At 65.1% G+C, this 20,580-nt stretch carries 17 protein-coding genes, 1 tRNA gene and 1 riboswitch; of the genes, 13 read left to right on the top strand and 5 right to left on the bottom strand.

Going from position 1 to position 20,580, the window contains the following annotated elements; translation table 11 throughout:
- Nucleotides 1-42 precede the first annotated feature (42 nt).
- From M4J40_RS04025 to M4J40_RS04005, 5 genes are all read left to right on the top strand, one after another.
- On the top strand, nucleotides 43-1,068 hold the full coding sequence (locus M4J40_RS04025; protein ID WP_251752304.1) for a class 1 fructose-bisphosphatase: 1,026 nt from the start codon (nucleotides 43-45) through the stop codon (nucleotides 1,066-1,068).
- 308 nt (nucleotides 1,069-1,376) lie between these two features.
- The gene (locus M4J40_RS04020; RefSeq protein ID WP_251752303.1) at nucleotides 1,377-2,285 is read left to right on the top strand and encodes an ABC transporter substrate-binding protein; all 909 of its coding nucleotides are present in this window, start codon (nucleotides 1,377-1,379) and stop codon (nucleotides 2,283-2,285) included.
- A 53-nt stretch (nucleotides 2,286-2,338) separates the two neighbouring features.
- Nucleotides 2,339-3,523: an ABC transporter permease gene (locus tag M4J40_RS04015; RefSeq protein ID WP_251752302.1), complete on the top strand. Its 1,185-nt coding sequence runs from the start codon at nucleotides 2,339-2,341 to the stop codon at nucleotides 3,521-3,523.
- Nucleotides 3,520-4,458 (top strand): ABC transporter ATP-binding protein, encoded by a 939-nt coding sequence (locus tag M4J40_RS04010; RefSeq protein ID WP_251752299.1) that lies wholly within the window; start codon nucleotides 3,520-3,522, stop codon nucleotides 4,456-4,458. The genes M4J40_RS04015 and M4J40_RS04010 overlap by 4 nt, the downstream gene beginning before the upstream one ends.
- Nucleotides 4,455-5,243, top strand: coding sequence for an ABC transporter permease (locus tag M4J40_RS04005; RefSeq protein WP_251752297.1), 789 nt, complete (start codon nucleotides 4,455-4,457; stop codon nucleotides 5,241-5,243). The genes M4J40_RS04010 and M4J40_RS04005 overlap by 4 nt, the downstream gene beginning before the upstream one ends.
- Before the next feature lie 15 nt (nucleotides 5,244-5,258).
- Here M4J40_RS04005 and M4J40_RS04000 read toward each other — a convergent pair whose 3' ends face one another.
- Entirely contained in the window at nucleotides 5,259-5,999 is a 741-nt protein-coding gene (locus M4J40_RS04000) for a FadR/GntR family transcriptional regulator (protein WP_251752295.1), read from the bottom strand.
- 343 nt (nucleotides 6,000-6,342) lie between these two features.
- Here M4J40_RS04000 and M4J40_RS03995 point away from each other — a divergent pair, with 343 nt between their 5' ends.
- The 5 genes from M4J40_RS03995 to M4J40_RS03975 all read left to right on the top strand — a co-directional run bounded on the left by M4J40_RS03995 (nucleotide 6,343) and on the right by M4J40_RS03975 (nucleotide 12,348).
- The gene (locus M4J40_RS03995; RefSeq protein ID WP_405030713.1) at nucleotides 6,343-7,431 is read left to right on the top strand and encodes an ABC transporter ATP-binding protein; all 1,089 of its coding nucleotides are present in this window, start codon (nucleotides 6,343-6,345) and stop codon (nucleotides 7,429-7,431) included.
- A gap of 11 nt (nucleotides 7,432-7,442) precedes the next feature.
- Nucleotides 7,443-8,372, top strand: a complete 930-nt coding sequence (locus M4J40_RS03990) for a carbohydrate ABC transporter permease (RefSeq protein ID WP_251752291.1) — start codon at nucleotides 7,443-7,445, stop codon at nucleotides 8,370-8,372.
- Between the two features lie 3 nt (nucleotides 8,373-8,375).
- Nucleotides 8,376-9,221 carry a carbohydrate ABC transporter permease gene (locus tag M4J40_RS03985; protein WP_251752290.1) on the top strand — a complete coding sequence of 282 codons (846 nt, stop codon included), beginning with the start codon at nucleotides 8,376-8,378 and terminating at the stop codon, nucleotides 9,219-9,221.
- 95 nt (nucleotides 9,222-9,316) lie between these two features.
- Nucleotides 9,317-10,636, top strand: a complete 1,320-nt coding sequence (locus tag M4J40_RS03980) for an extracellular solute-binding protein (protein WP_251752287.1) — start codon at nucleotides 9,317-9,319, stop codon at nucleotides 10,634-10,636.
- A 197-nt stretch (nucleotides 10,637-10,833) separates the two neighbouring features.
- A complete protein-coding gene (locus M4J40_RS03975) occupies nucleotides 10,834-12,348 on the top strand; it encodes an alpha-N-arabinofuranosidase (RefSeq protein ID WP_251752285.1) in 1,515 nt (504 codons plus the stop codon).
- A gap of 188 nt (nucleotides 12,349-12,536) precedes the next feature.
- On the opposite strand, the gene M4J40_RS03970 is transcribed toward M4J40_RS03975, so the two are convergent.
- Nucleotides 12,537-13,427, bottom strand: coding sequence for a hypothetical protein (locus M4J40_RS03970; RefSeq protein ID WP_251752283.1), 891 nt, complete (start codon nucleotides 13,425-13,427; stop codon nucleotides 12,537-12,539).
- 582 nt (nucleotides 13,428-14,009) lie between these two features.
- On the opposite strand from M4J40_RS03970, the gene M4J40_RS03965 reads away from it, so the two are divergent.
- Complete coding sequence (locus tag M4J40_RS03965; protein WP_251752281.1) at nucleotides 14,010-15,695, top strand: methyl-accepting chemotaxis protein; 1,686 nt, start codon at nucleotides 14,010-14,012, stop codon at nucleotides 15,693-15,695.
- Nucleotides 15,696-15,868: 173 nt separating this feature from the next.
- Here M4J40_RS03965 and M4J40_RS03960 read toward each other — a convergent pair.
- A tRNA-Glu gene (locus tag M4J40_RS03960) sits at nucleotides 15,869-15,944 on the bottom strand.
- Between the two features lie 258 nt (nucleotides 15,945-16,202).
- A riboswitch (TPP riboswitch) is annotated at nucleotides 16,203-16,317 on the top strand.
- Between the two features lie 88 nt (nucleotides 16,318-16,405).
- Here M4J40_RS03960 and M4J40_RS03955 point away from each other — a divergent pair.
- Both M4J40_RS03955 and M4J40_RS03950 read left to right on the top strand, forming a co-directional pair.
- On the top strand, nucleotides 16,406-17,179 hold the full coding sequence (locus M4J40_RS03955) for an ABC transporter permease (RefSeq protein ID WP_251752279.1): 774 nt from the start codon (nucleotides 16,406-16,408) through the stop codon (nucleotides 17,177-17,179).
- A gap of 20 nt (nucleotides 17,180-17,199) precedes the next feature.
- The gene (locus M4J40_RS03950) at nucleotides 17,200-18,135 is read left to right on the top strand and encodes an ABC transporter substrate-binding protein (protein ID WP_251752277.1); all 936 of its coding nucleotides are present in this window, start codon (nucleotides 17,200-17,202) and stop codon (nucleotides 18,133-18,135) included.
- Between the two features lie 86 nt (nucleotides 18,136-18,221).
- On the opposite strand, the gene M4J40_RS03945 is transcribed toward M4J40_RS03950, so the two are convergent.
- Both M4J40_RS03945 and M4J40_RS03940 read right to left on the bottom strand, forming a co-directional pair.
- Nucleotides 18,222-18,830 carry a peroxiredoxin-like family protein gene (locus tag M4J40_RS03945; protein WP_251752275.1) on the bottom strand — a complete coding sequence of 203 codons (609 nt, stop codon included), beginning with the start codon at nucleotides 18,828-18,830 and terminating at the stop codon, nucleotides 18,222-18,224.
- Nucleotides 18,831-19,081: 251 nt separating this feature from the next.
- Nucleotides 19,082-20,407, bottom strand: a complete 1,326-nt coding sequence (locus M4J40_RS03940) for an Nramp family divalent metal transporter (protein ID WP_257235085.1) — start codon at nucleotides 20,405-20,407, stop codon at nucleotides 19,082-19,084.
- Between the last annotated feature and the right edge of the window lie 173 nt (nucleotides 20,408-20,580).

Here is a 20,580-nt window from a genome sequence, read left to right as displayed (position 1 = left end):
TAGCATCGGCGCACATCCTCCCACCTCCCCACAGGAGAAAGCATGACCTATCGACGCATCACACTGCCGCTTTTTCTTGTGCAGGAGCAGCGCCGCCTGGGTGGCAGCGGCATCTTCACGGCGCTGATGACCGACATCTGCACCACCTGCAAGACGATCTCCAACGAGGTGAACCGGGGCGCCATGGCCGGCACCATGGGATACGCCGGCTCGCGCAACGTGCAGGGCGAAGAGCAGAAGGAACTGGACGTCCTCGCCAACGACATCTTTCTCTACATGACCGACCAGAGCGGCAACTGGGCCGGCGTCGCCTCGGAAGAATTGGAGGATGCCCGGATCTCGCGCGGATCCGACGGTCGCTATCTCCTGCTGTTCGATCCGCTCGACGGCTCGTCCAACATCGGCGTCAACGTGGCGGTCGGCAGCATCTTCTCGATCCTGCGGCTGCCCGAAGGCGCGGATCCCTCCGACGAACGGGTCTATCTGCAGCCCGGCGTCAGGCAGGTGGCCGCCGGCTACACCATCTACGGCTCGTCCACCATGATGGTGCTGACGTCAGGCCATGGCGTCAACGGCTTCACCCTCGACCACAACATCGGCGTTTTCGTCCTCACCCATCCCAACATGCGCATTCCCGAAGACACCGGCGAATACGCCATCAACGCTTCGCGCGAGCGCCATTGGCCGGCGCCGATCCACCGCTACGTGCGCGAGTGCGTCGCCGGCCCCGACGGACCGCGCGGCAAGGCTTTCAACACCCGCTGGATCGCCTCCATGGTGGCCGAAGTGCATCGCATCCTGATGCGCGGCGGCGTGTTCATGTATCCGGTCGACCGCGACAACGCGCCGAGGGGCGGCCACCTGCGCCTGCTCTACGAAGCCAACCCGATGGCCTTCATCGTCGAACAGGCCGGCGGCCGGGCGATCTCGGGCCACGAGCGCATCCTCGACATCGAGCCCGAGCGACTGCATCAGCGCACCGGCGTCATCCTCGGCTCGAAGAACGAGGTCGAGCGCATCGGCCGCTACTACGCCGAGACCGGACATGAGGAAACCTCCGCCGCCTGACGTTCATCGAACCCCGGCGGGCATCCAGGCTGGACATGCGCCGCTCAAGGGGTAACACTTGGCCGAGTGATCGGCTTCCGAGGGAGGGAGGTGCCGTCCATCTCCCTCCGAACGTTTCAATGGAACGCAGGCCATCGCGCCGCGTTTGGTCTCCGGGCGCTGCTGGCGACATCCGCCGCCGCCCGTAATTTGCCGCCAACATGGCACCACTGCCACCTTTCGGCAGTTCGGCTGCTATTTTTGCGCCCCTCGACGAGACACGACACCCCAGCAGAACACCCCCGACCCAACCAGCCAGGAGAACAGTGATGCCCCATCTGAAATATGCCGCCGCTGTGCTTGCCCTCGGGCTTTTTGCCGGCACCGCCAACGCCAAGGTCGTGGTGTCCTCGAAAATCGACACCGAAGGCGGCGTCATCGGCAATCTCATCCTTCTCGCCCTTCAGAACTCGGGCATCGAGGTCGAGGATCGTATCCAGCTCGGCGGCACGCCGGTGGTGCGCCAGGCCATCACCGCCGGCGAGATCGACATCTATCCCGAGTATACCGGCAACGCCGCCTTCTTCTTCAACAAGGCCGACGATCCGCTCTGGAAGGACGCCGCCAAGGCCTATGAAGAGGCCAAGAAGCTCGACTATGACGCCAACAAGATCGTCTGGCTGACGCCCTCGCCGGCCAACAACACCTGGGCCATCGCCCTGCGCAAGGACGTGGCCGACGAGGCGGGCGTCAAGTCGCTCAGCGACTTCGGCGCCTGGGTCTCCAAGGGCGGCAAGGTCAAGCTGGCCGGCTCGGCCGAGTTCGTCAATTCGGCTTCGGCACTGCCTTCCTTCCAGACCACCTATGGCTTCAAGCTGACGCCCGACCAGTTGATCGTGCTCTCCGGCGGCGACACGGCGGCCACCATCAAGGCGGCGGCCGACCAGACCAACGGCGCCAACGCCGCCATGGTCTACGGCACCGATGGCGCCATCGCCCCATCCGGGCTCGTGGTGCTCGACGACGACAAGTCGGTGCAGCCGGTCTATCAGCCCACCGCCATCGTCCGGGAAGAGGTCCTGAAGGCCAACCCGTCCATCGCCGACACGCTGAAGCCGGTCTTCGAGAGTCTCGACCTCGTGACGCTGCAAACGCTCAACGCCCGCGTCCAGGTCGGTGGCGAGCCGGCCAAGGCGGTCGCCGAAGACTACCTGAAGTCCAAGGGCTTCCTGAAGTAACGACCGGTCACGGCGGAGGGGAGATCTCCTCCGCCCCTTTTCAAAGGTTCTTCATGACGACGCTCGCAGACGCCGGAACCGGACGCGCCGCAACGTCGCGGATCGATCGTTTTGGCGTCGTCATCGCCATTTTCCTGATCGGCGCGCTCGCCCTTCCCTTTGCCACCTTGCGCGCCACCCGCATCGCCTCAGGAACAGGACTCCGGCTGTTCGAGGCGCTGCCGGTCACCGTGACGGCCACGGTCCTGGTGGTGCTCGCCGCCGCGATCGGAGTGGCGCTGTCAAGTCGCCGACCGGCGGTCCGCCTCGCCCTCGGCGCGCTGGCGCTCGCCGCGCTGGCACTCGCCGCCGGCGCCGCCGGCGCCCATCTGATGCCCGACGACAATCCCTACGCCCGGATCGCCCCGGCCAGCGGCTTCTGGGTTGCCCTGTTCGGCGCTTCCATGCTGGTCACCGACGCCAGCGTGCGGCTGAAACTCGGCCCTGCCGGGCGGATTGTCGCGCTGGCGGTCACGGCGGCGCTCATCGCCGGCCTGTTTGCCTCGGGCGCCTGGAGCCACCTGTCGATCGTCGCCGAGTATCGCAACCGCGCCGACGTGTTCTGGCGCGAGGCCATCAACCACGTCATTCTCGCGGCCGGCTCGCTCGCCGCCGCCATCGCCATCGGCCTGCCGCTCGGCATTCTCGCCTACGAGGTCCGCGCCGTCCGCGACCCGCTGATCAACGTGCTCAACATCGTCCAGACCATTCCGTCGATGGCGCTGTTCGGCATCCTGATCGCACCGCTCGGCTGGATCGCCATGAACGTTCCCGGCGCCCACGCCATCGGCATTCGCGGCATCGGCATGGCGCCGGCCTTCCTGGCGCTGTTCCTCTACTCGCTGCTGCCGATGGTCGCCAACACCGTGGTCGGCTTGAACGGCGTGTCCCGCGCCGTGGTCGACGCAGCGCGCGGCATGGGCCTCACTGGCCGACAGCGGCTTTTCCAGGTGGAAATGCCGCTGGCCCTGCCGGTGCTCCTCACCGGCATCCGCATCGCCCTCGTCCAGAACATCGGCCTCGCCACGGTGGCGGCGCTGATCGGCGGCGGCGGATTCGGCGTCTTCCTGTTCCAGGGGCTGGGCCAGACGGCCACCGACCTCATCCTGCTCGGCGCGCTGCCGCCGGTGGCCCTGGCTTTCGCCGCCGCCGTCGTGCTCGACGCCGTCATCGAGATTTCCGGCAGAGGCAAGGCATGATCGAACTCAGCCATCTGACCAAGGTCTACAACGACACGGCCGTGGTCAACGACGTCAACATGGAGATCGAGGCTGGTACGATCACCGTAATCGTCGGCACCTCCGGTTCGGGCAAGTCGACGCTCCTGCGCATGGTCAACCGACTGGTCGAGCCGACGGAAGGGCGCGTCTTTCTCGAGGGCAGCGACGTATCGACGATGCCGCCCCACGAGCTCCGCCGCTCGATTGGCTATGCCATCCAGAATCACGGCCTGTTCCCGCACTGGACCGTCGCCCGCAACATCGCCACCGTACCGATGCTGCTCGGCTGGGACCGCAGGAAGGTCGATGCCCGCGTCGAGGAGCTGATGGAGCTGTTCCAGCTCGATCACGGCCAGTTCGCCAACCGCTACCCGCACGAACTCTCCGGCGGCCAGCAGCAGCGCGTCGGCGTCGCCCGGGCCATGGCCGCCAAGCCGGCCCTTCTCCTGATGGACGAGCCCTTCGGCGCGCTCGATCCGATCATCCGCTCCAAGGCCCAGACCGACCTCAAGGCCATCCAGCGTCGCACTGGCACCACCATCCTTCTGGTGACCCACGACATGGGCGAGGCGGTTCATCTCGGCGATCGCATCGCCGTCATGGACGGCGGCCTTCTCAAGCAATACGCGCCGGCCGCAGACATCCTCGCCCGGCCCGCCGACGCCTTCGTCGACGACCTGATCGGCAGCGCCGACCGCCCGTTCCGCTACCTGACACTCGGAAAGGTCCGTGCGGCGGTCGAACCCGGCGACGCCGAAGGGGCGCCGCTCGCCGCCGACGCCAGCCTCTACGAGGGCCTCGGCGAGCTGCTCTGGTCGGGCCGAGACGCGGCGCCGGTGATCGACGCCGCCGGGGCGCCGGTCGGGCGCATCAGTCTTCAGGGCATTGCCGGCCGGGCGGCTCGGCCGAAATGAAGCGCGACATGATTCGCACCGGCACCATCCTTCGGCTTCTGGTCTTCGCCGCGCTCCTTGCCTTCCTGCTGGCGCCCGATCGCTTCGCCGGCCTGCTGGCGCCGCTGACCAACAACGGCGCACCGGCCATCTACAACCAGGGTACGCTGCTCGACCTGACGCTGTCGCATCTCGTCACCGTCGGCCTGTCGACGGTCGCCGCCGCCATCGTGGCCATAGGACTCGCCATCTTCGTCACCCGTCCGGCCGGCGCCGAGTTCCTCGCCCTGTCGCGCGCCATCGTCAACATCGGCCAGACCTTCCCGCCGGTGGCGGTGCTGGCGCTGTCAGTGCCGATCATGGGCTTTGGAGAAGGCCCGACGCGCATGGCGCTATTCCTCTACGGCCTGCTGCCGATCTTCGAGAACACGCTCGTCGGCCTGTCGACCCTGCCGCCCGCCGTGGTGGAAACCGCCTCGGCCATGGGCATGACCGGCCGGCAGCGTCTTCTCAAGGTCGAGCTGCCGCTCGCCATGCCACTGATCATCGAGGGCATCCGGCTGTCCGCCGTCATCGGCCTCGCCACGGCGACCATCGGCTCGACCGTGGCCGCCAAGGGGCTCGGCGAGGTGATCGTCGCCGGACTCCTGTCCAACAACCTCGCCTTCATCGTCCAGGGCGGCGTCATCACCGGCGTGTTGGCCGTGCTGATTTCCGATGGGTTCGAGGCCGTGGCGCACCGGATGGCGAAGCGGCGCGGTGCAACGCGGCAGGCAGATCCGGACGGGCAACAGTCCGGGGCCTGAGACGCGAACCGGAGCTCAGCGCCAGCCGCGGCCGCCGCGCTCGCGGGTATGGGCGACAGCCGCCAGAACGCGCAGGCGCGACAGCTCCAGAAGCCGACGCATCGCCGCCTCGGCTCGTTCGCCATCGCGCGCCAGGATGGCCGACAGCACCTCTTCATAGGGCGCAAGATCGATCGGCGTGCCGCTCGCATCCTTCTGCGTCAGGCTGAAGGACGCCTTCAGCGCCGTCTTGACCGCCCCGCCGATGGTAACGAACAGGCCGTTGTGCGTCGCCGCGATGATGGCAAGGTGGAATTCGCTCTCGGCCCCGGCGGCGAGCGGCGCCTGATCGAGCATCGACACCATGTCGGAGTAGCGGCGACAGATGCGGTCGTGATCGTCCGAGGTCCCGGATCGGGCGGCGAGATAGCAGGCGCGCGGCTCGAAGCACTGACGCACCTCGTAGAGATCCTCGATGATCCGCTCGTCGAACTGGGCGCTGAGGCGCCAGGACAGGACGTCGGGGTCCAGCAGGTTCCAGTCGGCGAACGGCAGCACACGCGTACCGAGCTTGGGGGCCACCTCGATCAACCGCTTGGCGGCAAGGTTCTTCACCGCCTCGCGTACCGTCGAGCGGCTGACGCCGTATTCCTGGCAGAGCTCGGCTTCGATCGGCAGGGAATCACCGGGGCCGAACTCGCCTGAGACGATCCGCGTGCCGATGATTCGCGCGACCTGGGCACTCATGGTGCCGATGGTGGAATCTCTCTCGAACATACTTCTCTTTCCCGGAGCGTCCGCCGAAGGAGCCGAACCGGCCCGATCGAAGCGCGTCTGCTCAGCCACACCAATTCGAGCGTCCGTCTGCCCGGTCCGGCACTAAGACCCGGCGGGCGGACACTCGGCCGTCCGGCGGGCTGACCGCCCGTTCGGAAAGCGTGTCCGGTCGAGGCCCCCGGCGGAAAACGGCACCGTGCGAGTCCCGCTCTTCCGCCGGAAGCGCGCTCTAGCTGTACCTTTTTCTCGCCAAAAATGTCCAACGCGAGGATTGACAAGGCCCCTTCTCGCCGTACAATCTTATCATCATACCATAAGAAGAAAACTGGTTTTGTGGAGGAGAATGCAGGTGAGCAGCATCGAACTGGATTCGGTGTCCAAGCGGTTCGGCTCCGTCGAGGTCATCTCGGAGCTGTCGCTGACCATCCACTCCGGCGAGTTCATCGCCTTCCTCGGACCGTCGGGCTGCGGCAAATCGACGCTTCTTCGCATGATCGCCGGACTGGAGACGGTCAATGGCGGCGAGATTCGCATCGGCGGGGAAAGGGTGGATCACCTCCCCCCCGGCGCGCGCGGCGTCGCCATGGTGTTCCAGCACTACGCACTTTACCCACACATGACCGTGTTCGATAACTTGGCATTTGGTCTCAAGAACATCGGCACGCCGCATGACGAGATCGCCCGTCGCATCGAGGAAGCCGCCCGCATTCTCGAGATCGGCCATCTCCTCCAGCGCAAGCCGGGGCAGCTCAGTGGCGGCCAGCGTCAGCGCGTCGCCATCGGCCGTGCCCTCGTCAAGGATCCGAAGGCCTATCTCTTCGACGAACCGCTTTCCAACCTCGACGCCGCATTGCGCGTCCGCACCCGCGTCGAGCTGGCCCGCCTGCATCAGCAGACACGCGCCACCACCATCTTCGTCACCCACGATCAGGTCGAGGCCATGACGCTGGCGAGCCGCATCGTGGTGATGAACGCCCGCAAGGTCGAGCAGGTCGGCACGCCGATGGAGATCTACGGTCGCCCGGCCACCGAGTTCGTCGCCCGCTTCGTCGGCTCGCCCGCCATGAACTTCCTGCCCGTCACGGTTCGCGATCGTACCGGCCTCGCCACCGCCGTGCTCGGCGACGGCTCGATCATCGATACCGACGTTCCCGTCGATCTCCTGTCGGCCGGCGGCGAACTGCGTGTCGGCGTCCGCGCCGAAGCGATCCACGTCCGGCCGGACGGCGCCATTCCCGGCAAGGTGGAAGTGGTCGAGCGCCTCGGCGATCGCACCCACCTTCACATCCGCCTGAAGGACGGCAGCACGCTGGTCGCCGAGGACACGGGCGTCAGCCAGGTTCAGCCCGGCGACACCGTCCCCCTCGCCGTCGAGGGCGCCACCGCGCATCTCTTCGACGACGCGGGCCTTGCCTACCACGCGCGCCAGTGACGGAGGATGAGATGACGGACGTCACGCTATCGCCCGGCAAGGCGGTCGCGGCGGTCAAGCGCCCGACGGGCGCCTCGATCGGGCCGCGCTGGACCAACGCGCTGTTCATAGCACCCTACATGGTGTTCTACCTCGCGCTGCTGGTCTACCCGCTGTTCAAGGGCATCTGGATGTCGATGCTCGAGTCCGACATGTTCGACGACACGTCGAAGTTCACCGGACTGGCCAACTACTATCGTCTGTTCAACGACAAGATCTTCATCGGCACGATCTGGAACACCATCTTTTTCGTGCTGATGACGGTACCGGTGTTCGTGGCGATCGGCCTTCTTCTGGCGCTCGCCCTCAACCGGAGCGACCGCACCTCGGCAAGCCTGCGCGCCATCTTCTTCGGCACCTCGGTGCTGTCGGTCACCATCGTCACCATCATCTGGAAGATGATGTACATGCCCGGCAATGGCGCCATCGCCAGCGTCATGAGGTTGTTCGGCCTCGAGCCGATCGCCTTCATCACCACGGCGTCGCTGGCCCTGCCGGCCATCGCCGTCACAACCATCTGGTGGATCATCGGCCTGCCGATGATGCTGTTCCTGGCCGCGTTGCAGCAGATCCCCGGCGAACTCTACGAGGCCGCAGCCCTCGACAACGCCAGCCGCTGGCGCTCGTTCTGGTCGATCACCCTGCCCTCGATCCGGCGCACGATGCTGGTCGTGGTCATCTACGAGATCGTCGCCCAGTTCCAGCTGTTCGGCCAGGCCCAGCTGCTCACCCAGGGCGGCCCCAACAACGCCTCGCGTCCGATCGTTCTGTTCATCTACGAGCAGGGCTTCCGCTCCTGGAATCTCGGTTATGCCGCCGCCGCCTCGGAAGTGCTGTTCCTGATCATGGCCGTCGCCGCGTTGGCCCAGTTTTTCGCGTCCCGCAAGCGGGTGGAGGGTTGAGCCATGGCTGCCAGTGAACACATCGTCGGCCGTGGCATCGGCAACAAGCTGATCCTTCTGTCGGTCGTCCTCGTCGCCGTCATCTGGATGCTGCCGATCGCCTGGACGCTGCTCCTGTCGCTGAAGCCGAACTCGGAGTTGATGATCTCCACGGCCTCGGCCTTCCATCCGCCCTACACGCTCAAGAACTACACCGACATCTTCCAGTCGTCGGGCGTGTTCCGCTGGCTGTGGAACAGCGCCGTGGTCTCGGTCGGCGTCACCGCCGGCATCCTGATCCTGTCCTCGCTCGCCGGCTACGGTTTCGCCCGCGCCGAGTTCAAGGGCCGCGACATCATCTTCGTGCTGGTTCTGCTCGGCCTCGCCGTGCCGGAGCAGGCGGTGATCATCGCCCGTCACCAGATGTTCTCCGACCTGAAGATGCACAACACCTACCCGGCGATCATCCTGCCGGGACTGTCGAGCGCCTTCGGCGTCTTCCTGATGACCCAGTATTTCAAGGCGATCCCCAAGGATATCGACGAAGCGGCGATGCTCGACAACGCCTCTCGCTTCAAGATCTTCTGGAAGGTGCTGCTGCCACTGACCGTCCCCGCCCAGGCGACGCTCGGCATCTTCTCCTTCCTCGGCGCCTGGAATGACTATCTCTGGCCGCTGATCTCGGCGACCAAGCCCGAGATGTTCACCATCACCGTTGGCATGGCTTCGACCCAGACCAACTTCGCCCAGTCTGAAGGCCTCGGCTTCCTGATGGCGCAGGCGATCTTCGCGGGCCTGCCGGTGTTCATCGTCTACCTGTTCTTCCAGAAATACATCGTCCGGGCCGTCGCCGGCGCGGCGATCAACTGACCCCCGGAGGAGGGGTTCAGCGACGCGGAATCCAGCGCATATCCGGCCGAGCGCGAGGGTTTTTCAAAGAGATCGGCCGTATTGGAGGAGGTCCAATGAGAAAGCTGACTACTGCCCTGCTGGCAGGTCTGGTCGTGACCGCCGGCGCCAGCGCCGCCATGGCGGCCGACAAGACCGAAATCTCTGTCGCCCGCTTCTTCGGCGCCTGCGAAGCCGACTACGGCTCGGTCACCGACGTGACCAAGGCCAACGGCGAGTGCGGCATCATCACCGCGCTGATCAACAAGTTCAACGCCGAGAGCACCACCACCGTCGTCAAGCCGGAAATCGTCGAGTGGCCCGGCTACGACCAGCTCACCGCCCGCATTCGCTCGGGCGAGCCGCCGGTCATCTCGGTCATGCACGAGGCCGTCATCTCCGACTACTCGTCGCGCGGCCTGCTCGAGCCTCTCGACGAGGACTTCGCCAAGGCCGGTGTCGACGTCAACGACATGACCGATGCCGCCCGCCAGGGTGTCACCAAGGACGGCAAGATCTACGCCATGCCGTTCGACACCCACACCTGGCTGTGGCACATCAACATGAACCTCTTCAAAGAGGCGGGCCTCGTCGACGAGGCGGGCAAGCCGATCCTGCCGAAGAACACCGACGAGCTGTTCGCGCAGGCCGAGCAGTTCAAGGAGAAGACGGGCAAGCCCTACTTCATCTCGACGCTTGCCAACGAGACGGCCTTCTACACCCGCACCTTCGACACGCTGCTCTACCAGCAGAACGTCGACTTCTTCGCCGATCCGACCAAGGTGAACTTCTCCTCGCCGGAAGCGAAGGGCGCCCTGCAGCTCCTGTCCGACATCTTCACCAAGGACCTGACCACCAAGAACCAGGACTACGCGGCGTCCGTGTCGAGCTTCGCGGCTGGCGAGGGCGGCGTGTTCATCTGCGGCACCTGGCTGATCGACACCTACGACCAGGAGTCCAAGAAGGACGGCCCGCTTGCCAACGGCTATGCCGTGACCGCCTTCCCGCAGATCTATGCCGGCAGCCCGCGCGTCTGGGCCGACGGTCATAGCTGGGTGCTTCTGAAGCAGGACCTCACCGACGCGCAGCGCGCCTCGGCGGTCGAGTTCATGAAGTTCCTCTGGGACAACAACTTCGAGTGGGCCCGCACCGGTCACCTGCCGGTCCGCAAGTCCATCATCGACAGCGCCGAGTTCAAGGGCCTGCCGCACCGTGGCGACATCGCCTCGCTCGCCGTCAACGGCACCGCCCTGCCGTCGGCCGTCAAGCGTCAGTTCTCGATCCAGGAGATCGAGGGCGAGGAAGTCGGCTCCGCCATGCGCGGCGACAAGTCCGTCGACGAAGCCCTGACCGACGCCGAGACCCGCATCAACGAGCTTCTCGCCAACGCGAAGTAAGCCGACAAGACCTGCCCGGCCGGATCAACCCGGCCGGGTGGACATGGCCTCCGTCGTTCGGCCCTTCCGCCGGTCGAAGGCGGACGGCAAGCGCCTTCCGCCCCATATAGCCGGCAGTCGCCAGGGATCGCGGCCCCTTTCCCCAGCCGGGGCGCCGCAACCATCCGAGATCATTCCAACCCGAAAGCTGAAAGCTCATGACGTCCGCTCGTCTCATCGTCGACGCCGACTTTGCCATCTCCGACCTCGACCGCCGCGTGTTCGGCACCTTCGTCGAGCACATGGGTCGCTGCGTCTACACCGGCATCTTCGAGCCGGGCCACCCCACCGCCGACGAGAACGGCTTCCGTCAGGACGTTGCCGAACTCACCAAGGAACTCGGCGTCACCATCGTCCGCTATCCCGGCGGCAACTTCCTCTCCGGCTACAACTGGGAGGACGGCGTCGGCCCGAAGGAACAGCGGCCGAACCGCCTCGACCTCGCCTGGTTCTCGACTGAGACCAACGCCTTCGGCACCAATGAGTTCATCGACTGGGCCCGCCAGGTCGGCGTCGAGCCCATGTTCGGCGTCAACCTCGGCACGCGCGGCATCGACGACGCCCGCCGCTTCATCGAATACTGCAACCATCCCGGCGGCACCGAGCTTTCCGAGCTGCGCAAGAGCCATGGCTACGAGAAGCCGCACGACATCAAGTTCTGGTGCCTCGGCAACGAGATGGACGGCCCCTGGCAGATCGGCGCCAAGACGGCGGCCGAATACGGCCGCGCCGCCCACGAGACGGCCAAGGTGATGCGCTGGGTCGACCCGTCGATCGAACTGGCCGCCTGCGGCTCGTCGAACCGCGACATGGCCACCTATGCCCGCTGGGAATACGAGGTGCTCGATCACTGCTTCGACCACGTCGACTTCATCTCGCTGCATACCTACTTCATGAACCCGCATGACTCGACCGAGGAGTTCCTCGGCAACATCGAGCTCCTGGACTATTTCATCAAGGAAGTGGTGGCCATCGCCGACGCCGTGGCGGCCACCCGCCGCTCGCAGAAGCGCATCATGCTGTCGCTCGACGAGTGGAACGTCTGGTACAAGGCGCGCGGCCACGACGATCTGCGCAAGCCCGGCTGGCCCGAGCATCCGCCGCTGATCGAGGAGGTCTACAACACCGAGGACGCCCTTCTGATCGGCGGCGCGCTGATCACGCTGCTCAACAACTCCGACCGCGTGAAGTGCGCCTGCCTTGCCCAGCTGGTCAACATCATCGGTCCGATCATGACCGAGCAGGGTGGCCCGGCCTGGCGGCAGACCATCTTCCACCCCTTCGCCCTGACGGCCAAGTACGCCAAGGGCCGCGTGCTGCGCACGCTGGCCACATCCGGCAGCTTCGCCGGCAAGACGGCCGAGGAGATGCCTTACCTCATCTCCGCCGTCACCGAGGACGAAAGCACCGGCGAAGTGGTGATCTTCGCGCTCAACCGCAACCTTGCCGAGCCGATGGACCTCAAGGTCGAGCTGCGCGGTTTCGGCGGCACGCGCGAAGTGGTCGAGGCGCTGCAGGTCTCTCACCCCAACATGAAGGCGGTGAACACCAAGGACGCCCCGAACACCGTGGCCCCGGCGCCGATCAAGTCGGTGAGCATCGACAAGGACACCCTGACCGCCAAGCTCGTGCCCGGCAGCTGGAACGTCATCGTCACCAAGCCGAAGGCCTGATCGAGACATCGAGACGGGTGCGCGGCGACCGCTTCCCAGGTTTGCCGCGCCTACCGGCCCGATCCTCCGGCCCGGATTCCTCCACCCGGCGACCGATCGAGCCGCCCCGCATGAACGCCGCGACGCCCCCGTCGCGGCGTTCGTTGCGTTCTGAGGCGAGCGGAACGGGGAGGCCCGGCGTTCGAATGTCAGTCGAGGAGGTGGAAGATGACGAAGTGCTCGATCGGCTCGATCACCACCGTGATGTTCTTCGCCTTTTCCTTGTCCCGAAAGGCGAGGATCGTCTTGCCCAACGTGGTCTTGGGCTCGTCGATCTGCTCCCACTTCCTGACGCCCTGAATCCAGGCGCGAAGGTCGCGCACCGTGGAGACGGGAATGGCGTCATCATCCATCCCGAGCATGGTTCGCGCGCGGTTGTTGGCCAGCAGGATGGCCGCGTCTTCCAGGGTCTTGTCCTCGCCGATGGTCTTGGCGGCAGCGACCAGACCGACGGCCGATCTGTCGAAGGCAGCCTGCAGGATCTCGAGCTTGTCATCGAGCGGCACCGAATAGACGAGCAGGAACTTCGTCGTCTGCTTCTCGTCCGAGACGAGCGGCAGCGCGATGCGCTCCCAGCGCAGATGACGGGCCGAGAAATCGGTCCGGAACTGCATGTAGCGCGGCCGCATGTCAGCGGTGGCCGCGTTGTAGTGGCGCCGGAAGGACTGGCTCATGCTGCCGGGAATGGACGACAGGAGGACGCCGCGGAACACTTTGCCATACTCGTGGACGGAGTTCGTGCCCTGGTGAACGTAGACAAAATCTTCCCCCTGCTGCAGAAGCAGCATGGAATCGTCGAGATGGGCTTCCTCCTCGAAGCCGTAAAGCTCTTTCAGTAGAGGCGGCGCCCCTGCGGAGCGACTGGCCTTGATCCAGTTCTCGAGCCGGCTGCGCAGGAACAGCGACCGGCAGACGTTGAACACCCCGGTGCCTTCCCAGACCTGGATCTCCGAGCCGCCCAGCCGCGTCAGATCCAGCCGGCCCGTGTGAACGGCCGGATTGTCCACACTCCGACGGCGGTAGAGTTCGGTGTTGGCCATTTTCAGCTCCTGAAAACCCAAATAGCTTTCCGACCTTAAATATTCATGAACCAAAAGTTGCGCCGTATCCAACAAGAACAACTGAAAACATGAGGGAGCGACACACCGCTTTCAAAGCACACTTCATGCCCGAAGATTTCGGATATAAAGTATTTATTTTAGTATATACTACAAATCATTCAAACACTTATTGATAATAAACGACATGGCAGATTGAAAAGCCAACCCTTCCTACTGGCAAGTAGAAGTATTTTCGATTCAGGGAAATGGCCCCACTTTTTGAACTCCCCTGAAACCGGTGCCTCTCCAGACCGACTTCGCGAGAGTCTGCTTTTGACGAAAAATATCGACAGGATGTGGAGCATTTATTCGTCAAAATGCGTATTTCAAGATAACGACCATCACCCGGCACCTAGTTAATTTCTACAATATAGCCAAAGGTATACACTCGAAAAAATCACAGATAAGTCTGCAACACTATGTGAGCCGAGGAAAATTACACCATCACCGGTTATCTTTACTCGCCATTCTCAATTTCGACCTACAACAAGGAAAGACGGTACTCCTCCTGAGGGGAAAGACATGCACACCATTCGCGGTCGGCTGATCGCCATCGTCGGCGTTCTCTGCCTCAGCTTCATCCTGCTCGCTCTGTATTCGGTGGTTCAATTCCGCTCCACGCTCTACGAGGAGACCGACCACCGGCTTCAGAACATGGTGGACAGCGCCTACAGCATACTCACCGGCTATCAGGAGCGGGTCGCCAGCGGCGAGATGTCCGAGGAGGATGCCAAGGCTCAGGCGCTCGCCGCCATCAAGAGCATGCGCTACGACGAGACCGGCTATTTCTGGGTCCACGACCTGCACCCGACGATGATCATGCACCCGACGGTGCCCAAGCTGAACGGCCAGGACCTCACCAGCTACAAGGGCCCGGACGGCGTCGCCATCTTCGTCGGCATGAACGAAGCCATCTCCGCCGCCGGCGGCGAAGAAGCGGCCTATAGCTACCAGTGGTCCAAGCCCGGCGAAGACGCGACGAAGCTGTTTCCGAAGCGCTCCTTCGTCAAGCTGTTCAAGCCCTGGGGCTATGTGATCGGCACCGGCCTCTACGTCGACGACCTCGAGGCCCGGAGCTTTCGCCTGACGGCGATTCTCGCCGGCATCTGCGCCGTTCTCCTGGCGTTTGCCGCCATCCTCGCCGTCCTCATCATGCGTTCGATCCTGAAGCCGCTGGCCACCGCCGTCGACGAGCTGCGCACGCTGGCCACCGGGAACACCGACATCTATCTCGAGCTGTCGGGCGGACTGAAGGAAATCGCTGCCATGCGGCACGCCGTCGCCTACTTCCGCGACGCGATCATCGAGCGCAGGAAGCTGAGCGAGGAGCAGGAGAGCGAGAACCAGCGGCAGCGCGAGCGCCAGCAGCGGGTCGACACGCTGGTCGACGCCTTCCGCGGCGAGATCACCGGCTCGCTCGGCACGGTGGTGACGACGGCCGACACCATGACCAGCACGGCCAACACCCTCAACGGCATTGCCGACGCCACCTCCAGCCAGGCGGCCAGCGCCGCCTCGGCCTCCGAGGAAGCCGCCGCCGCCGTCGATGCCGTCGCCTCGGCGACCGAAGAGCTGTCGGCCTCGGTGCGCGAGATCTCCCGCCAGGTGGCGCAGACGAAAGACATCGTCCACCATGCCACCGACGCCGCCACCTCCACCAGCCGGAAGATCGACGGTCTCGTCACCTCCGTCGAACGCATCGGCACCGTCGTTCAGCTGATCTCCGACATCGCCGGCCAGACCAACCTCCTGGCGCTCAACGCGACCATCGAGGCCGCCCGCGCCGGTGAAGCCGGCAAGGGGTTCGCCGTCGTCGCCTCCGAGGTCAAGTCGCTCGCCTCGCAGACGGCCAGCGCCACCGACGAGATTTCCGAGCAGATCTCCAACGTCCAGTCGTCGACCGCCGAGGCCGTCGAGGCGATCCGTCAGATCACCGAGATCATGACGGACATCGACAACAGCACCACGGTCATCGTCACGGCCGTCGAGCAGCAAGGCCTCGCCACCCAGGAAATCTCCCAGAACATCACGGAAACGGCCAACGGCGCCAAGGACGTGGTACGGGCGATGACCGAAGTGTCCGGCCGTGTCGGCGAAACCCTCCACTGCGCCACCGACGTCCTCGACGCCTCGAAACTGGTCACCGATCGCTCCGGCGACCTGCGCAAGACGGTGGAGCAGTTCCTGCAGGATGTTTCCGCCGCGTAAGGGCTCGCGGGCACAGCGGACAGGATTGGGCCGTCATCGCAGGGTGGCGGCCTTCTCTTTTGCTCACACGCCTCGGACCGCATGGAAGCCAAGGCCGCAGCGGCCAGGTGCGCGACAGCGCGCGCGTGTCATCGAGCATCACTCGCAGAGGATTTTGCCATTTAAGGAAAATTTGGCACTCCCAACCGGACTCGAACCGGTGTTTTCGCCGTGAGAGGGCGACGTCCTGGACCGCTAGACGATGGGAGCGCGGACGCTTTTGAAAGCGTGGGGCGGATATAGCGAAGGCCCTTTGAGAGCGCAAGGGGGAATTTCATTTTCCGGCTCGGCTTTCGCGAGACACTGTGGGAAGCCACCCGCCACGGGCGGAAAACTGCTGCTGCCCCGCCGGGCGTAACACTGGCCGTCCGCCCTCCCCGCTTGCGAGGAAGGGCCGGTCAATCCCTCCATTTGCCGGAAGCCGGCTTCGATGCTCTGGACATCCAGCCGCCGGGCAGTCATAACTGACGCCGTTCCGAGGGGTGTCCTCCATCCGGGAGGGCTGAGATGATCCGCAAGGCGGATCGAACCCTTCGAACCTGATCCGGGTCATACCGGCGAAGGGACGGAACCTCATGGCCTTGCCGCATCGCGCGCGGCTCACTCGACCATGTCTCCCCCAACGCCGCTGATCCATTCGCCTTTCGGGGCGCGGTGCGATGGGGACGAGAATGCAGCGGAAAACGATGCTGGCCACCGGCGGTGGCGTCGCCATTCAGGCGCTGGTCTCGTTCGCCGCCGTGCTGGCGCTCTGGCAGGCGGCGGCGACCGGCCTGGCCCTGCCCTCCTTCCTGTTGCCCTCGCCGGCCGATGTGGTCGCCGCCTACGGCGCCTATGGCCCGCGCCTTTTGGCGGAAGCCGGCGTCACGCTCGTCGAGACCCTGCTCGGCCTTGCCGCCGGCATCGCCTTCGGCCTTCTGGCCGGGCTGGCCGTTTCCGCCTCGCCGCTCGCCAATCGACTGCTGTCGCCGCTCCTCGTGGTCAGCCAGGCTCTGCCGGTGTTCGCCCTGGCGCCACTTCTGGTGCTGTGGTTCGGCTTCGGCCTCGCCTCCAAGGTGGTGATGACGACGCTGGTCATCTTCTTTCCCGTCGCCTCCGCCTTCGCCGACGGCCTGCGCCGCACGCCGCCGCATTTCCTCGACCTCGCCCGCCTCAACGGCGCCGGGGGCTTCCGCACGCTGAGGCTGATCCGCGTGCCGGCCGCCCTGCCGGCACTGGTCACCGGCATCCGCGTCGCCGCCGTCTACGCGCCGATCGGCGCGGTCATCGGCGAGTGGGTCGGCGCCTCGCGCGGCCTCGGCCTTCTGATGGTGCAGGCCAACGCCCGCATGCAGACGCCATTGCTGTTCGCCGCTCTCGGCGTGCTCGCGGCCGCCACGCTGCTGATCAAGATCGCCGTCGATCGGCTGACACTCCGCCTCATCCCCTGGATCGAGAAAGACTGACCCTCCCGAAAGGACTTGCCATGCGCCTTCTGCCTGCCCTTGCCGCCGCCCTGATGCTCGCCGCCGCCCCGGCGTCGGCCGCCGAGAAGCTGTCGGTGCTGCTCGAATGGTTCGTCAACCCCGACCACGCGCCGCTGGTGGTGGCCGAGGAGAAGGGGTTGTTCGCCGCCCATGGCCTCGATGTCGATCTGGTCGCGCCCGCCGATCCGTCGGCGCCACCGCGCCTTGTCGCCGCCGGACAGGCCGATGTGGCTCTGCACTACCAGCCCAGCCTCGACCTCGATGTCGACGCGGGCCTGCCGCTCGTCCGCTTCGGTACGCTGGTCGAAACGCCGCTCAACACGCTGATCGTCCTGAAGGATGGCCCGGTGAAGTCGCTCGCCGACCTCAAGGGCCGCAAGATCGGCTACTCGGTATCCGGCTTCGAGGACGCCATGCTCGGCCAGTTCCTCAAGAGCGCCGGCCTCGACATCGACGACGTCGAGCTCATCAACGTCAACTTCGCCCTGTCGGCGTCGCTCCTGGCCGGCCAGGTGGACGCCGTGGTTGGCGGCTATCGCAACTTCGAGCTCAACCAGATGAAGATCGAGGGACACGAGGGGCTCGCCTTCTACCCCGAAGAGAACGGCATGCCCCCCTATGACGAGCTGATCTACGTGACGCGCAAGGACCTCGTCGGCGACAAGCGGCTGCCCGCGTTCCTCGCCGCCGTCGAAGAAGCGACCATCTACCTCACCAACCACCCGGACGACGCCTGGGCGCTGTTCATCAAGGCCTACCCCGACCTCGACGACGAGCTCAACCGCCGCGCCTGGGCCGACTCGCTGCCGCGCTTTGCCAAGCGTCCGGCAGCGCTCGACGCCGGCCGTTACGCCCGCTTCTCCCAGTTCATGAAGGACGCCGGGCTGATCAAGAGCGTGAAGCCGGTCGAGGATTACGCGGTCGAGTTGCGCTGACCGCGCCGCACCAAAACAAAACCGCCCGGAAGCTTCGGCTTTCGGGCGCCTGTTCGAACGAACGCAACAAGAAGAATGGCTGCCGGTCAGCCCTTGCAGACGGCGAGCTTGACCGGTTCGGCGCAGCCGCAGTCTTCGCCGCGACAGGTTTCCTCGTCGGCGCCGCCCGGCGGCTCGGACGCGGTTTCGATGGCGAAGCGGATGCCGGCGATCACGTCGTCGATGCGCGGCTGGGCCACGGGCACCGTCTGGACGAAGCCGGCATAGAGGCGGCCATCGGGCTTGATGAAGAACATGCCGGGCTCGACGAACCAGTTCGGCTCCTCGATGCCGTCATAGGACTTGCCGCGTCCTTCGCTGAGGTAGAGCCCCCAGTCGCGCGCCTGATCGATGGTCAGGCCCCAGCAGACCGTGAGCTGATCGAGATGCCAGTCACGCACCGTTCTTTCGGCGCGCTCGCGATCGTCGGCCGAGACGGCCAGCACGCGGACGCCGAGTTTGCGGAACTCCTCGTAGCGCGCCTCATAGGCCTGGAGCTGAGTCTTGCAGAAGCCACAATGCAACCCGCGATAGAACAAAATCAGCGTGAAATGCTGCGGCTTCTGGTCGCACAGCCGCCAGCACGGACCGCCGACGGTCTTCACCCTGAGCGGGGGAACCGGCTGGTTCGGAATGAGGCGGGTGGACATGGACATCTGAACGCGGCACTCGCAGGGCTCGTCGCAAGACTATACGACAGGAATGGCGGAGATCGCCACTCTTCTTGACGCCCCTAATCTGCTTATTGTGCGTTCACAGGTTAAGAAGGCCACCATCACGATTCGCGGAGGTAGCCGAAAGTCTAGTATATAAAGGGACTTGTCGCGCTCTTTAGAGGCATTTTTAAAAAAGAAACGCGGCAGGATCGGTGTTTTGCCCGAGCCGCCGCGCCTCTATGCCATGCCGATTAGCCGGGAAGACCCGGGATCTGCACTCCCATTACCCCCACCACCAGCACGGCGTTGAGCGACAGCACAAGCGCGGTGGCGGCGATCGCCAAGCCGTCGGTCAGCCGGCCGTTGGCGTAGGAACCCATGATGTCGGACCGCCGGGTGAGCAACACCAGGGCGATCATCGGCACCGGCAGCGACAGCGACAGCACAACCTGGCTGATCACCAGCGCGTCGGTGGCGTTGACACCGGCGGCGACCACGGCGAAGGCCGGCACCATGGTGATCAGGCGACGGACGATGACCGGGATCTCCATGTGGACGAAGCCCTGCATGATCATCTGGCCGGCCATGGTGCCCACCACCGACGAGGAGATGCCGGAGGCGATCAGCGACACCAGGAACACGCCGGCGGCGGCGGCGCCGAGCAGCGGGGTCAGGGTGTGATAGGCGGTCTCGATCTCGGCGACGTCGCTGTGGCCGGCATGGAAAGCCGAGGCGGCCATCATGACCATGGCGATGTTGACGAGGCCGGCGACGGCCAGCGCGGCCACAACTTCGATGTTGGAGAACTTCAGAACCTTGCGGCGCTCGCCCTCGTTGCGAACCGGGGCGCGGTGCTGGGTGAGGCCGGAATGCAGATAAACGGCGTGCGGCATGACGGTGGCGCCGATGATGCCGACCGCGAGGGTCAGCGCGCCGGCATCCGGCAGGACCGGGGTGACGGCGCCGACCGCGGCGGCCGACCAGTCGATCGGGGCGATCAGCATTTCGATCAGGTAGCTGACGCCGATGACGCCGACGAGCCCGCCGATGATCAGCTCCATCGGGCGGAAGCCGCCGCGATCGAACATCAGCAGCGCGTAGGTGACCAGCGCGGTGATCACCATGCCGGTGAGAAGCGAGGTGCCGAACAACAGCGACAGGCCAATGGCCCCGCCCAGGAACTCGGCGAGGTCGGTGGCCATGGCTGCGATCTCGGAGACGATCCACATGAAGATCACCACCGGGAAGGGGAAGTGGTCGCGGCTCATTTCGGCGAGGTTGCGACCGGTGACGATGCCGAGCTTGGCCGACAACGCCTGGAACAGCATGGCCACGAGATTGGCCATCACCACCACCCAGATCAGCGCGTAGCCATAGCCGGCGCCGGCCCCGATGTTGGTGGCATAGTTGCCGGGGTCCATGTAGGCGATGGAGGCGATCACCGCAGGACCGATGAAGGCCAGCATGGCCCGAGGCCCCTTGAGACGCCCCGCCAGCACTTCGGAGATGTCCAGCGACGTGCGGCCGGTCATTCCTGAGGGAGTTGCGCTGACGACGGACTGGGAGAGAACGGACATGGGGACACCGGAGGTTTTTCCTATGCTTTTAAATATAGCATCGGCTACATTTCTGTCAAGATAGATGCGAGTGACTTGCAATAAAATCTGGAAGGCTGCTTCGGGTTCCCCTGGGGATGCGCGCCTGATTGTCGATTGCAAATGGTAGCCCGGGCTGCATAGTGTGCCGCGAC

This window comes from Pleomorphomonas sp. JP5 (genome assembly GCF_023721815.1).
In the GTDB taxonomy this organism is placed as follows: domain Bacteria; phylum Pseudomonadota; class Alphaproteobacteria; order Rhizobiales; family Pleomorphomonadaceae; genus Pleomorphomonas.
The sequence above is the reverse complement of the archived record's forward strand: the minus strand, read 5'-3'. Positions and strand labels throughout refer to the sequence as shown.